This is a genomic window from Alteromonas sp. CNT1-28 (assembly GCF_022348345.1).
Taxonomy (GTDB): Bacteria; Pseudomonadota; Gammaproteobacteria; order Enterobacterales; family Alteromonadaceae; genus Alteromonas; species Alteromonas macleodii.
On sequence record NZ_JAKREZ010000006.1, the window covers coordinates 147,432 to 162,064 of the forward strand.

13 protein-coding genes are annotated in these 14,633 nt (G+C 44.5%); 7 read left to right on the plus strand and 6 right to left on the minus strand.

Going from position 1 to position 14,633, the window contains the following annotated elements; all coding sequences use genetic code 11:
• Nucleotides 1-21: 21 nt before the first annotated feature.
• From rpoD to rpsU, 4 genes are all read right to left on the minus strand, one after another.
• Complete coding sequence (gene rpoD / locus MHN02_RS05400; RefSeq protein ID WP_014948265.1) at nt 22-1,854, minus strand: RNA polymerase sigma factor RpoD; 1,833 nt, start codon at nt 1,852-1,854, stop codon at nt 22-24.
• 479 nt (nt 1,855-2,333) lie between these two features.
• Complete coding sequence (gene dnaG, locus MHN02_RS05405) at nt 2,334-4,112, minus strand: DNA primase (RefSeq protein WP_049587032.1); 1,779 nt, start codon at nt 4,110-4,112, stop codon at nt 2,334-2,336.
• A gap of 204 nt (nt 4,113-4,316) precedes the next feature.
• Nucleotides 4,317-4,763, minus strand: coding sequence for a GatB/YqeY domain-containing protein (locus MHN02_RS05410; RefSeq protein ID WP_239244946.1), 447 nt, complete (start codon nt 4,761-4,763; stop codon nt 4,317-4,319).
• 393 nt (nt 4,764-5,156) lie between these two features.
• The gene (rpsU, locus tag MHN02_RS05415) at nt 5,157-5,372 is read right to left on the minus strand and encodes a 30S ribosomal protein S21 (RefSeq protein ID WP_012517258.1); all 216 of its coding nucleotides are present in this window, start codon (nt 5,370-5,372) and stop codon (nt 5,157-5,159) included.
• A 521-nt stretch (nt 5,373-5,893) separates the two neighbouring features.
• On the opposite strand from rpsU, the gene tsaD reads away from it, so the two are divergent.
• Entirely contained in the window at nt 5,894-6,919 is a 1,026-nt protein-coding gene (gene tsaD / locus MHN02_RS05420) for a tRNA (adenosine(37)-N6)-threonylcarbamoyltransferase complex transferase subunit TsaD (protein WP_239244948.1), read from the plus strand.
• 192 nt (nt 6,920-7,111) lie between these two features.
• Complete coding sequence (locus MHN02_RS05425) at nt 7,112-8,428, plus strand: ectonucleotide pyrophosphatase/phosphodiesterase (protein ID WP_171338321.1); 1,317 nt, start codon at nt 7,112-7,114, stop codon at nt 8,426-8,428.
• On the opposite strand, the gene plsY is transcribed toward MHN02_RS05425, so the two are convergent.
• Complete coding sequence (plsY, locus tag MHN02_RS05430; RefSeq protein WP_014978323.1) at nt 8,418-9,020, minus strand: glycerol-3-phosphate 1-O-acyltransferase PlsY; 603 nt, start codon at nt 9,018-9,020, stop codon at nt 8,418-8,420. The genes MHN02_RS05425 and plsY overlap by 11 nt on opposite strands.
• Before the next feature lie 281 nt (nt 9,021-9,301).
• Here plsY and folB point away from each other — a divergent pair, with 281 nt between their 5' ends.
• The 4 genes from folB to MHN02_RS05450 all read left to right on the plus strand — a co-directional run bounded on the left by folB (nt 9,302) and on the right by MHN02_RS05450 (nt 11,506).
• Nucleotides 9,302-9,655, plus strand: a complete 354-nt coding sequence (gene folB / locus MHN02_RS05435; RefSeq protein WP_171338322.1) for a dihydroneopterin aldolase — start codon at nt 9,302-9,304, stop codon at nt 9,653-9,655.
• Nucleotides 9,655-10,149, plus strand: a complete 495-nt coding sequence (folK, locus tag MHN02_RS05440; RefSeq protein ID WP_110288498.1) for a 2-amino-4-hydroxy-6-hydroxymethyldihydropteridine diphosphokinase — start codon at nt 9,655-9,657, stop codon at nt 10,147-10,149. Before folB ends, folK begins: the two co-directional genes overlap by 1 nt.
• A gap of 8 nt (nt 10,150-10,157) precedes the next feature.
• A complete protein-coding gene (locus MHN02_RS05445) occupies nt 10,158-10,958 on the plus strand; it encodes an undecaprenyl-diphosphate phosphatase (RefSeq protein WP_014948273.1) in 801 nt (266 codons plus the stop codon).
• Nucleotides 10,959-11,134: 176 nt separating this feature from the next.
• Nucleotides 11,135-11,506 carry a histidine triad nucleotide-binding protein gene (locus MHN02_RS05450; RefSeq protein WP_239244950.1) on the plus strand — a complete coding sequence of 124 codons (372 nt, stop codon included), beginning with the start codon at nt 11,135-11,137 and terminating at the stop codon, nt 11,504-11,506.
• A gap of 81 nt (nt 11,507-11,587) precedes the next feature.
• Here the strand turns inward: MHN02_RS05450 and MHN02_RS05455 are convergent, their stop codons facing one another.
• On the minus strand, nt 11,588-13,282 hold the full coding sequence (locus MHN02_RS05455; RefSeq protein ID WP_239244952.1) for a Zn-dependent hydrolase: 1,695 nt from the start codon (nt 13,280-13,282) through the stop codon (nt 11,588-11,590).
• Nucleotides 13,283-13,730: 448 nt separating this feature from the next.
• On the opposite strand from MHN02_RS05455, the gene MHN02_RS05460 reads away from it, so the two are divergent.
• The gene (locus MHN02_RS05460) at nt 13,731-14,567 is read left to right on the plus strand and encodes an HDOD domain-containing protein (RefSeq protein ID WP_014948276.1); all 837 of its coding nucleotides are present in this window, start codon (nt 13,731-13,733) and stop codon (nt 14,565-14,567) included.
• Nucleotides 14,568-14,633 lie beyond the last annotated feature (66 nt).

The window sequence follows — 14,633 nt, forward strand, 5'->3', positions numbered from 1 at the left end:
TTAGTCAAAGCAATGCTTTTTCTATTCGTCTAAGAAGCTGCGTAGCTGCTCAGAACGGCTAGGGTGGCGAAGTTTGCGAAGTGCTTTCGCTTCAATTTGACGAATACGCTCACGGGTTACGTCAAACTGCTTGCCTACTTCTTCAAGGGTGTGGTCAGTATTCATGTCGATACCGAAGCGCATACGAAGTACTTTTGCTTCACGGGCGGTCAGGCCTGCTAGTACTTCCTGCGTTGCATCTTTCAAGCTACCGCCAGTTGCTGAGTCGAGGGGCTGAATAATCGTGCTGTCCTCGATAAAGTCGCCAAGATGTGAATCTTCATCATCACCGATTGGGGTTTCCATCGAGATTGGCTCTTTAGCAATTTTAAGTACCTTACGAATTTTGTCTTCAGGCATTAACATGCGCTCTGACAACTCTTCAGGGGTAGGCTCACGACCCATTTCCTGAAGCATTTGACGAGAGATACGGTTAAGCTTGTTGATCGTCTCAATCATGTGAACAGGGATACGGATAGTACGCGCCTGGTCAGCAATAGAGCGAGTAATCGCCTGACGAATCCACCACGTTGCATAAGTTGAGAACTTATAACCACGACGGTATTCGAACTTATCCACCGCCTTCATTAGACCAATGTTACCTTCTTGAATAAGGTCTAGGAATTGAAGACCACGGTTGGTGTACTTCTTAGCAATTGAGATAACAAGACGTAAGTTAGCTTCAACCATTTCTTTCTTCGCGCGGCGTGCTTTCGCTTCACCGATTGACATGCGACGGTTGATGTCTTTGATATCTGCGATCACCAAGCCAGTTTCCTGTTCAACTTGGTTCATCTTGCTAATACAGCGCTCAATTTCTTCCTGATTTACAGCAAGGTCAGCGGCGTATGGTGCACCTGATTTAACTGCTTCATGTAACCATGCATTAGACGTTTCGTTGCCCGCAAATGCTTTGATGAAGTCTTTCTTCGGCATTTTTGCGTTAACCACGCAGAACTTCATTACTAGACGCTCTTGAATACGCACTTTGTCCATCATCTCACGCATGTTCTTAACCATGCGATCGAACTGTTTTGGAACTAGGCGGAATTCTTTGAAAACATCGCTTAATGCATTGATTTGCGTGCGAGAGTCAGCATGAGCTCGGCCTTTCTTCTCGATAACTTCACGAGTTTTAAGGTATTGCTCACGAAGCTCAGTGAAACGCTCACGGGCTAACTCTGGGTCAACACCGCTATCGTCTTCGTCGCTATCGTCATCATCTTCATCGTCGTCTTCATCATCTAACTCTTCTTCAGATAATTCAGAACCAACGTGAGTAGCCGTTGGAGCAAGGTCTTGCTCATCGTTAGGATCAACAAAGCCAGAGATGATGTCGCTCAAGCGAATTTCTTCTGCTTCGTAAAGATCCCACTGGTCTAATAGATAAGTGATAGCTTCTGGGTATTCAGCAACTGAACATTGTACCTGGTTGATACCATCTTCAATTCGTTTAGCGATTTCAATTTCGCCTTCACGAGTAAGAAGTTCAACCGTACCCATTTCACGCATGTACATGCGAACTGGGTCAGTCGTACGGCCAATTTCGCTTTCTACAGTAGCTAATGCCTGAGCTGCCGCTTCTGCAGCATCTTCATCAGCATTCGCTTCTTGCATGAGAAGTTCGTCTGCATCAGGAGCTGATTCAGAAACTTGAATTCCCATGTCGTTAATCATGCGGATTATGTCTTCGATTTGATCAGAATCGACAATATCTTGCGGCAGGTGGTCGTTTACTTCTGCAAAGGTTAAGTAACCTTGCTCTTTACCTTTTGCAATCAGGAGTTTAATCTGAGACTGCTTGCTTTGCGCCATATAACCTACACTTCTCACATTCAATTAGTTTGCAATAGAAAAGACAACATACGTCTAGGTATGTTCCCCGTTCTGCTGTAGTACTGCTTTTGTATCAAGGCCGTTAATGCTCGATGCCACGCTGGTCTAAACCATTATGTTGCGATGCACATCTGCTCGGGTTCGGATCTGCCCGTTATGTTCGGCTATATCTTTGCTACTCGTGCTGCTGTATTTTTGTTCACTTTATAGTGAATGAGACACGTTTATCTGTGCCCACAGCGAATTAGCCAGTATAGCAGAATAAACGGTGGTTTTACCAGATTGATGGCCGATTTTTTAGCCAGTGTTTTTAAGCTACAAAACAGCGCATACTTACAGCGCGTATTCTTGCTAAAATAATCTCGTTAACTTAATCTCACTAACATAAGCGTTTAAAAAAAGCCTTATGCAAAAGCCTACAGAAGAACAGGCTAACCTCTAGGTCAGTTTGCCCAAGGTTAACTCTTCTGTCTTTCCCTCATAAGCAGGTTCAATTCCTGTTTTTCCGCCTGTGTCAGCGGCTGAACCCGCGAGCGTGAAATTAAGGTTTCAATGCGGCTATCGAAATGCCCGTCCAGTAAGCGAGCGAAGCTGTCGTTGTAAACCCGTTCAGCATCCTCGTCTTTAACCAAGTGTTCTTGTAACAATAATTTCGCGATAGTAGAAGAATGGGGATGGTCGCGGAAATTTTCAACAAGCTGCGCGGTTTTTGCTTGAGGGTGACTCACGCAATAGCGATGCACATCGCGTAATAAATCCATGCCAGCAGCGTTGCTGCCCGCAAAAATATCAATTTGAACGTCTTCACATAGTGTGGCTAATTCAGGTTTATCAAGCAGCAAGCGTATCAGCATGCGAAGCGGTGATAGTTTAGGCTTGTTTACTTGATTGCGATTCGGAGAATAAGCTTGCTTCGAACCTTGATTGGCTTTGGTGATATCTTGCTGAAGTTTAAACCGGTCAAACTCGCCAGTGTGCTTGGCTAATTCTTCCAGCAGCATTTGCTTTTGATCATCACCTAATGTGCTTTCGATAAGCGGCATTGCCGCTTTCTTAAGGGCAATTTTACCTTCCGGCGTGCCCACATTGTGCGTTTTTAATAAGTTTTCAAAGAAGAAGCGGGATAACGGCATGGCGTCATCTAGCATTTCCATAAACGCATCTTTCCCCACCTGACGCACCATAGTGTCAGGATCCTCGCCGTCGGGTAAGAATAAAAACGAAATACGCACGCCGTCTTTTAACGCGGGCAGGGCGTTTTCTAACGCGCGCCATGCAGCTTCACGCCCTGCGCGGTCACCGTCATAACAGCATACAATGTGAGACGTAGCGCGAACCAGCATTTGAATATGTTCAGGTGTGGTAGCTGTGCCCAACGCAGCGGTAGCAATATTAATGTCGAATTGACTGAGCGCCACTACGTCCATATAGCCTTCTACAATAACGACGGTATCCAGGCTACGATTTTTTTGTCTGGCAGAATAAAAGCCAAAGAGCTCACTGCCTTTGTGGAAAATGCGGGTTTCTGGCGAGTTTAAGTATTTAGGGCCGCCGTCATCTAATACTCGGCCGCCGAAACCCACCACACGACCCCGTTTGTCCCTGATAGGAAACATAATGCGGTCGCGGAAGAAGTCGTAAGTACGCCCTTGGTCGTTTTTATTGACCAGCTTTAAATCGACCAGTTGCTTGATGCGCTGTGGATCTTTGCCAAAGGTATTTAGCAACGCGTCCCAACTGTCTGGCGCGTAGCCAATTTCCCATTGCTTAACGATATCGCCGCTTAATCCACGGTTTTTCAAGTAGTCGATGGCTTTTTTGCTATTACCATTTTGACGTAACTGGTGCTGGAAGAAGCGCGCAACTTGCTCCATGACTGCATAATCGTCTTGCTGTTGCTGCTTTTTCTCTTCGCTCATGGCAGGGCGACTGCCTTTTTCACGTGGCACTTCAAGCCCGTGATAACGGGCTAGTTCTTCAATCGCCTCGACAAATTCTAAGCGGTCGAATTCCATAATAAACGAGATAGCGTTACCGTGAGCGCCACAGCCGAAACAGTGGTAAAACTGTTTGTCTTGACTAACAGTGAAAGATGGCGACTTTTCGTTATGAAAAGGGCAGCACGCTTGGTAGTTTTTACCTGCTTTTTTAAGTTTAACTCGGCTATCTACCACTTCTACCACATCGGTACGTGACAGCAAGTCGTCTATAAAATCGCGAGGTATCTTTCCAGCCATGAGGGTACTTTCAAAAAGGGTTAGTTAAAAAAGATTCAGTTCAAAAAGAATGAGAAAAGCACAAGTCGTAACTGCGCTTCAAGCGACAGGCTACAACATTATGAAAACAGTAATCTACTTTAACAGGGAAGTGTAAAAATGAGAACAATGAAGGTGTGACAATGCACACCTTCTACACGCTTCACTTTTACGAAAGAGCAGAGTTTAAGCGTTCAAACGCGCCTTAATTTTTGCACTCAAAGCACCCATGTCGGTGCGGCCTTGAACCTTAGGTTTCAAGGCGCCCATGACTTTACCCATATCCTGCATACCCGATGCTCCGGTCGCAGCCATGGTTTCGTCGATAAGTGCATTTAGCTCATCGTCAGTCAAAGGCTGAGGTAAGAAATCTTCAATGTAAGTGATTTCTTCACGCTCTTTGCTAGCTAGGTCGTCGCGATTGGCTGCGTCGTATTGCGCGGCGGCGTCTTGGCGCTGCTTAACCATTTTGGTTAGTACCGCTAAGATTGCACTGTCGTCTAGCGTAATTTGCTCATCGATTTCTTTTTGTTTAATGGCAGCCATTGCCATACGAATAGTACCAAGACGTACTTTTTCTTTTGCACGCATCGCATCTTTTTGCGCAGTTTTTAAATCATCAATTAGTGCCATGATGTTTCCTGATTTTTTATTAGTAGAGTTTATACCAATCCGCATAGATCATTGCCCACTCAGAAGGCGCTGGCAAGTTTCCTAGCGAAGCGTGGGAATGCAGGAATGTGTCCCCTTTCAAATTCCCAGAATGAAGCTAGGAAGCTTGCCAGACCTTCCCGAAGGGCGAGTTTAAAATGTCCGTACTCTTTGTTGTGTCACCTTGATGTAGCTCGCTGAGTGGATAATCATCTATGCGGACTGGTATTATTAAGCCCCAGGTTGAAAATCAAATGCAACCATTTGAAAAGGAAAAAATGGAGTCGTTAAGAATAAGGCCAAAAAAATAAAGGCCCAGAAACGCGAAAGGTGCTGCAATTGCAACACCTTTCAGACTCGTTACTTAACCCTATATTAGTAGAGTTTTACGCGACGTGCGTTTTCACGAGCTAGCTTCTTAAGATGACGCTTCTTAGCGGCAGCTTTCTTGCGCTTGCGTTCCCAAGTTGGCTTTTCGAAGAATTCACGACGACGAACTTCAGAAAGAACACCTGCTTTTTCACAAGAACGCTTAAAACGACGCAGCGCCACATCAAACGGCTCGTTTTCTCTAACTTTAACGATAGGCATTAAACACTCACCTCAAAACTTTTACTGTGTAAATCCGGGTAAAATTGTGCGCTAAAAAGGCCACCCGGGTTAAAAATGGTGCGAAATTCTAATCATATCTACAGAGAAAGTAAAGGATGAATTGCCAAAAAATAGCCAATATTGTGCATTTACCGTTCATTTACCTGTTCACTGGCATTCCATGAATGCAGGATTAAAGGTAAACTCTGCGCTCGTTAAGCACCGTGTTGTTTAACTCGGCTTGTGTAAGCGCCCTTTTCAGAATGTTTTCTTGCTCAATTCCCTTTTGAAAAATGAGTGATCAAAAGTGTGGAATCAGATGATCCTGACTAGGGTAGTGTTATGATCGCGGCGGGATCATAAAGATGATCGCATCAGATCGCCAGAATTATTTTCTCAGTTTTTGATATTTGCTTAGTCATTATGGTTCTCAACAATTGTGTGAACACGTGTTGTGATAAAAAGACGACAGCAAATCCAAAAACGAAGCATTGAAGTTAGTAGTAAAAGGGTTACTCCCCATGCGTATTTTAGGAATAGAAACATCTTGTGACGAAACTGGCATCGCCGTTTACGACGATGAAAAAGGGTTGCTGTCGCACGAACTATATAGCCAAGTAAAGCTGCACGCAGACTACGGTGGTGTTGTGCCTGAACTTGCGTCACGGGATCACGTGAGAAAGATCATTCCTTTAATTGAAAAGGCTATGGAAGACGCTAACACCCAACCATCAGAGATCGACGGCGTTGCTTTTACCCAAGGCCCCGGTTTAGTGGGCGCATTGTTAGTGGGTTCGTCTGTCGGGCGTTCATTGGCCTACGCGTGGAATGTGCCAGCAGTGGGCGTTCATCATATGGAAGGGCATTTATTAGCGCCTATGCTTGAAGACGACGCTCCTGAATTTCCTTTCGTTGCTTTATTGGTTTCAGGTGGCCACTCAATGCTAGTTAAAGTCGAAGGCATTGGTCAATATGAAGTACTTGGTGAGTCTATTGATGATGCCGCTGGTGAAGCCTTTGATAAAACCGCCAAGTTACTTGGCCTTGATTACCCAGGCGGCCCTCTTTTAGCAAGATTGGCTGAAAAGGGAGAAGCGGGACACTATAAGTTTCCTCGCCCGATGACCGACAGACCAGGACTAGATTTCAGTTTCAGTGGTTTAAAGACCTTTGCGGCGAACACCATTCGCGATGCTGACCTAACCGGTGGTGATGCTGAGCAAATTAAAGCCAATATTGCCTACGCGTTTCAAGAAGCAGTAGTTGATACGCTTATTATAAAATGTAAGCGAGCATTAAAGCAGACTGGCATGAAGCGTTTGGTTATTGCTGGCGGCGTAAGTGCAAATACAATGTTGCGCAGTGAGATGAAAGCCCTGATGCAAGAGCTAAAAGGTGAGGTGTTTTATCCTAGCTTAGCGTATTGTACAGACAATGGTGCCATGATTGCCTATGCGGGCATGCAGCGATTGAAAGCTGGAGAAACCTTGGCCTTGTCTTCTCAAGCCAAGCCGCGCTGGCCCCTTGATACTTTATCGGCGGTTTAGATACCCATAAAAAAACGGTAATTAGGCGCAACACCTCGTTGTAAACGCTACTATGTCTTCCCTGAGTTCACTGGGGAAATATTGAGCATAGCAAGCAGGTAAAACAAAAAATCATAAATAAAAGGCAATGGGAGCGCATTCCATTGCCTTTTGTTTTACTAAAATGAACATTGAGTAAGGACGTTAAACATCATGCGCTTAGCAACAGACGGAACAAAACAAAATGCATCGCTATTCTATTTAGCATTGTCGTTATTTATTTCGCTTACCTTTGCAGCGCTCACTGCGTCCAATGCATTTGCATCAAGCAAAGCACCCTTGAATGACTTTGTAAAAGGCCTTAAGCAAGAGCAGCAAGATCAGTATGTAGTGCTCATTTCTCTTGATGGATTTCGCCACGACTATATCGAATTGCACAACGCGCAACACCTTGGTGCTATTGCAAAGAAAGGGGTAAGAGCGTCGTCTATGACCCCTGTTTATCCTTCAAATACCTTTCCCAACCATATTTCACTGATCACTGGGTTATTACCGAAACACCACGGCATCGTGAACAATCGATTTTTTGATAAGTCTCGCCCAACGAAAGAAGGCTACGCGCAGTACAAGCTGGGTTACGGCGGCATGGACAGCACGTGGATTACGGCAACGCCGCTATGGAACTTAGTGGAATATCATGGCATGAAGGCAGCTACCTTCTTCTGGCCAGAGTCTGATTCACGCATATCAGGTACCTTACCTAGCTACTTCTATCACTACTCTAAATACGCCGATTACCAGCAGCGGGTAGATCAAATTATAACTTGGTTGAAACTGCCTGAGGTGTCGCGCCCTCGCTTTATTGCGGGTTATTTCTCGCTTACCGATTCGGTTGGACATGATGAAGGACCTTTTGCCGACAAAACCAATGATGCGGTGCAGGAAGTGGATGCGCTTATTGGTCAACTTTATGAACGCATTAACGCATTAGATTTGCCGGTAAACTTGGTGGTGGTGTCGGATCACGGCATGACACCCATTGATGAAAGTCAGCTTATAGAAGTTGAGTCTTTATCTATACCTGATAGCTTCATTATTGAAAATGAAGGAGCGCAAGTTCATCTTTACGCCAAAGTGGGCGTGAACGATAAACAAATCACCGAAGAAACAGAACGTCTTACCCATATAGCCGAAAACCGTTACATTGTGCTTAACGATACCCAGCGCGCTGAGCGACATATGGAAGCGGGAAATAGAACCGGCGATATTATTATTGAGATAGCCCCGCCAGCACGCTTTAAAAACGCCAACAGCATGCATATTAGTAAAGGTGGGCATGGCTACATGAACACGCTGCCTGATATGGGGGCGACGTTTGTTGCAGTGGGACCTGCGTTTAAAACGAATACCACCCTACCAGTGTTTAGCAATCTGGAGGTTTATCCTGCGTTGGCCAAAATACTTGGCATTGCGCCGGTTACGCCGATAGATGGTAAGTTAGATGTTCTGGAAAAGGCGCTTACTCTTTAACTTTTCCCTTATCCCATACTTTACTCTCATTGCCCGCTAGAAGTCGGGCAATGTTGTCTTTGTGGCGTAGAATGATAAGCAGCGAAAGCATTGCCACGGGCACGGTATATAAAGGCTTAATCAAAAATGTAAATAACGGCGCAAGAGATACTGCGATAAGCGCGCCCAATGAAGAATAGCCTGTAAGAAACACCGCTACTACCCAACTCAAAATAAGCAAACCTGCTAAATCGAGGCCTATTGGGAGCATAGCGCCAAACGCAGTGGCGACGGCTTTTCCACCTTTGAAACCAAAATAGAGCGGAAAGATATGCCCCAAGCACGCAAAAATAGCAATGACGCCTAACATAATTGGCTCTATGTCCAGAAAGTAACTGCCGTAAACGGGAATAGTGCCTTTTAGTATATCCATGACAAGCACGAGGAGTGCTGGAACACGACCGCCCAGTCGATACACATTGGTAGCACCTGGATTTTTAGAGCCGGCGGTTCGTGGGTCTGGTAAACCAAACAGCTGGCTTATAACCACAGCACTTGAAAGTGAACCGAAAAGATAGGCAACAGCGATCATCAAAAGAGTTAGCGAAATCATTTTGTCATTCTAATTATTAAAAATATTGCCTTTTATTACGTTAAATTTGGTGTGTGCAAGTTCAATGGGCTTTAGTCGCATTAAATTGTGAAACCTTGGTTGCTCCCAGTTGTCATACAGCGGTATAGTTGTGCCACACAAGCGTAAAGCTACTCCATCCAAACGCGATATGCCACCGTTTACCAGCAATATGTGGGTGAAAGCGCAGTAGTAAGACCAGTAGTAGGGCCAATAAAAACGGCGATAAACTGGTTTGATAACAGAACAAGATGAAAAATTCCATGGGAAAAATTTATATAACAGGGCTTGAAGTAGACACCCTGATTGGTGTTTATGACTGGGAGCGAGTAAGAACCACCCAGCTACTTCTTGATGTAACACTTGATGTTGATTTAAGCGCTGCGATGCAAAGCGACGATGTTGCAGACACAGTAGACTATGCAAAAGTGGCAGAGTGTATTGTAGAAGCAGGCAAAGAAAGCACATTTGAGCTGCTTGAAGCTTTAGGTAATAAAGTGATGGACGCCGTTCTTGATAATTTCACCGTTGCGTCAATAACACTTAAAATTGTTAAGCCTAATATCCTTCCCAATGCGCAAACGGTTGCTGTTGAAATGCGTAAAGAGCGCAATTGATGTCACAACACACCATCTTAATCAGCATTGGCTCTAATATTGAACGTGAGCATTACACCAAGCAATCTTTAGTTGCCCTGAAACAGCACTTCTCAGATGTTGCAGTGTCTTCGGTCTACGAGAGCGAAGCGGTGGGCTTCAATGGAAGCCCTTTTTATAATGCTGCTGCCCGTGCGACGACGTCAAAAAGTATTAAGGAAGTGTGCGCAATTCTTAAAGCCATTGAAAAAGACAATGGCAGGGTGCATACAGACAAAAAATTCTGTGCCAGAACCCTTGATCTCGACTTGCTTACCTATGATAGTAAGGTGACCACAACCCCTGTGGTTTTACCTCGCGAAGAGATTTGCTACAACGCGTTTGTGCTTTGGCCGTTAGCTGAACTTGTTCCCAACGACATTCACCCTGAAACGCAAGAAACCTATGCCAAAATGTGGCAAAACTTTGATAAACAGAAACAGCAATTATGGCCGATTGACTTTACTTGGAGTTAAGCAAAGGAATGACACTTTTTGAAATTATTATTTTAGCAATTATTCAGGGCGTTACTGAATTTCTTCCTATCAGCAGCTCTGGACACTTGTTGTTGCCCGCTGAACTTTTTGGTTGGGTAAGTCAGGGCTTAGCGTTTGATGTCGCCGTTCATGTGGGAAGCCTGCTTGCGGTTATGATCTATTTTCGTCAAGAAATCGCTCAGATGACCGTAGCTTGGGTAACACAAGGGTTTAGCAAGCAACAATCTACCGACAGTAAGCTTGCTTGGTACGTTATTGTGGCAACTATTCCAGCGGTTATTATTGGCTTTTTAATGAAAGGCTGGATAGAAGAAAACGCACGTACGGCGCTGGTAATAGCGGGTACCACTATTATTTTTGGTTTGCTGCTATGGTACGCCGATGCCACTGCAAAACGCGAACAAGAGCTTGAAGGACTGACACTTAAGCAAGCCATCTATATCGGGTTAGCCCAAGTATTGGCACTCATTCCTGGCACATCTCGCTCAGGTATTACGATGACTGCAGGTTTGATGTTAGGCCTTAAGCGCGAAGCGTGTGCACGCTTTTCCTTTTTGCTGTCTATTCCAGTTATTTTAGGCGCGGGGCTTTTGGCCACTCTCGACCTGCTTAATGCCAACGAAGCGGTAGACTGGTATGCGTTGCTTTATGGCGCGGCGTTTTCATTCGTAAGCGCCTACCTTTGTATCTATTTGTTCCTAAGCTGGATATCGCGTATCGGCATGCTGCCTTTTGTTATCTATCGCTTGGCGTTGGGCGTGATACTACTGTGGTTTGTTTTCGCTTAAGTAAAGAAAAAGGGCGCTATTCTTCGTATGAGGGGTCTTCGTATGAGGGGGGTATTCGCATGAGAATGTGCCCCAGCGCCGCACAATAGCACTTAATTTTTAATTATGTTCGCAGGCAAATGTTTTAACACCGCTAACATAATTGGTAATCACCTAATTGGTAAGGGAAGTGAGATATGGCAGAAACAATATTTGACAAAATCATCAGCAAGGAAATTCCAGCGGAGATATTGTACGAAGATGAATTGGCGCTGGCGTTTAAAGATATAAACCCTCAGGCACCGACTCACTTTCTGGTTATTCCGAAAAAGCAAATTGCAACGGTAAATGATATAGCCGAAGAAGATCGCGAAGTGGTGGGGCACTTGTCATTTGTTGCAGCAAAAATTGCAAAGGAGCAAGGGTTTGCTGAGCAAGGCTTTCGTACGGTAATGAACTGTAATGAATACGGTGGTCAAACGGTGTATCACATTCACCTTCACGTGTTGGCAGGCAAACCGCTAGGCTGGCCTCCGTATACTGAAAATATGAAGCAACACGTAGAATAGCGTGTAAAGTTAAGAATACAAAAATGCCGCCCTAGATGTTATCTCAGGGCGGCATTTTTATTTAATGAGTACAGTACTTACTTAGTTAGCAAGCCCCAGTACTTTCTTACCTTGGTTGAAGTGAATATCAACTGGAATGCTCGCTGCCTCTAGGCGCGCTAAATCTGAAGCAAGATCGGGTTTAATTACACCCATAGTTTCTACTAGCTTCGCTACGCCATCGTAATCGCCGTCACCTTGTAACGTAAGGATTAGTTCAGATAGTGCTTCTACTGCGGCGCCCATCTTCTCCATATTTACGCGATACATGCCGTCTTCTGTTTTCTCGACGGCGCCTTGCTGGGCAAAGAAGTTAAAGCGGATCATGTTCGCTTTTCCGTGTGCAGAACTTGCGCCGAAACGCACAGAACGGAAAATGCCAGCCATAAAGGTAACGTAATAATCTTCTAGTGTTCCTTCAGTGATTTCACCTTTTTCAAGAAGACTTTGTACCATGTACAAACCTAGAATATCCGCTTTGCCTTCTTCAAGAGCCGACGCATGCTCTTTAAGTGCTCCGCGCACAGTCCCTGTACCATCTAGGGTGTTCTTAATCCCTAAACCGTGTGCCACTTCATGAAACATGGTGTTCGCGAAAAAGGCGTCGAACGTAATGTGTTCACGTTGCTCTGGTACAATTAACGTATCCGCAATAGGCACCAAAATAGTATCGAACTTAGCGCGCATCGCGTTTTTAAGCTGAAGGCGGCGGGTGCCTTTTTCTAGCTGTACACGCTCGTCATTGGGCAAGTTAATTGCAATGGTTTTGCTGCCTGCATTAGAGTGACCGGCGTAGTAAACCACATCATAGGCATTTAGGTCTGCGTCAGACCCTGGCATTTCCGCTTTATATGCCTCAGCAACCGGAAGGCCTTGCTGTAATTCAGGTAAGAAGGCCGCGTATTTAGCTAGCTTTTCACTCCATGCTAAATCTTTAATGAGTACATAGGCTTCAAACGCTGCGCGATAGCCAAAGAGTTGATCTTCGTAGCTTTCAATAGGACCGATAACCAGCTCAACAGGGTTGGTTTTCATATCCATCCACGCCATGTCAGAAGCCAGGTAGTCGTTTGATAGTAGGGCTTCAGAACGCAGCTGCAAATATTGTTTAAAGCTTTCATCTTCAGCAAGCTCTGACGCTTTTTTAAGTAAGTCAGACGCCTTCATTAATTCGCTTTTAAAGGCTTCAGAATAAGGCACCGAATAAAGGTTGCCCGCTTCATCGCGCTTCACCATGGAATAAAGGCCTTGTTTGTCGCCAAAATCTGCCGTGGCAAATTCCTCTTTTTCCATATCATGGGGGTAGAACTCAGCGCCCAGCGCTTTGTCTTCATAGCCACTTAAAAAAGGCGTATCGCCATTTAAGCGATCCCAAGGGCCATAGTTGATCGCTGCAAAGTGACGAACCTTTTCGTCGCTAATAGAAGAAAGAAACGCATCTTTATCATCGAAAAACGCTTGCTTCCAAAACAAGTCATCCATGATTTTCGACGCATCGATTAATAGTGAAAGCATCTTATGTTGATTGTCACTAAGGTGTGACAAATCGCTGGTAAGATCTACACCGTGATAAATAGACAAGCGAGACTCATCAACAAGTAAGGTTTGCTCCGCTGCAGTTTCAGGTTTTGCCGTTTGAGTTTGTGTTGTATCGGCGCTTTTGCTGCAGGCAGTTAGCATGAATAAACCCGCTACTGCAGCTGCAATAGGAGAATAAGTTGTAATTGTTTTTTTCATAATGACTCTTACCGTGTGGTTTAACCGCATTGATTTACAGTATGCGGGGCGGTGAATAGATAGCTCACTATAGCTATGCTTTTGATTTAATACAAAAGTATGAAAAATATTTGCTTAATATCAATAGTGGTTTGCTACCAGTTGACTATACTTTAAAAAAGCTCTGGTGGTTCTACCGTTGCTAATAATTCGCATCGACACTGTATTTTTTTAGTTGGTCGAAACTAAAGAGCTACTATAGTATGGTGATAGAAATACCATAATAAAACAATAAACGGTTTGTATTTTAGCGTGAAGCATAGAGGCCTATGTAAGTTAACGCACGGAATGCAACGCACAAACATCGAATCTATTTTAGTCATCAGTTTTGCTGGTGGTCGAGATGATTAACTGGTAAAGCAACCTATCGCCTTCACGAGGCTATTTGGAACTTTCTAAGGGTAGAAATATGTCTACACAGAACGCGCTTTCAACCATTTTGGTTGAAAAAATTAACAATGACACACTCGTCCTTCCCACGCTTCCTGCTATTGCATTGAAAGTCCGCAAAGCGGCAGACGATCCCGACATTAATTTAAACGCGATGGGAGATGTGATTGGTCAAGATCCATCACTTAGCGCAAGAATGATCAAAATTGCGAACAGTGCTTATATGGGACGTAGCGTAAAAGTTACTTCTATCAGCCAAGCGGTTACACGAATTGGTTTACGCCAAATTAAAAACATCTCTACTGCACTCGCTATGGAGCAATTATTCGTCTCTAAAAACGATGTAGTTGCACGCTATTTACAACAAGAGTGGGCAAATACAGTTAATATCGTGGCTAACTCTATGGCGGTGCTTCAGCTTTACATAGCGCGTACCAAAAAGCGTGAAATGAGCATGGATACCATGACACTAGCGGCACTGGTTCACAACATTGGTGTTCTGCCTATTTTGACCGAGGCTGAGCGTCACCCTGAAGTCTTTGCGAACCCTTCATTCCTTGAAGTGGCAATCGATAAATTAGCTGGCCGTATTGGTGCAAGCATTATGACAGAGTGGGGCTTCGGAGAAACCTTCGTTAATGTTTCAAAAAATTGGAAAGACCTAAGCTACATGCCAGAAGAGTTAACCTACATTGATTTCGTTCGTGTTGGCGCTGCAGTTTCAGGTGCGGTAGACAGTCAAAAAGATGCGATCTTAAACTTAGCTATTCAGCGCGGTGTGGTTGAAGATATGGGCGAGCTTCATTCTGATGAGTTTGAAGAGCTTGCAAGCGCAGCGAAGCAGATCTTCTTGTAAGTGTTTTAAGCTAAAAAATACTGCAAAGGCCGGTACTGAAGCATAACTTCAGTACCGGCCTTTTCG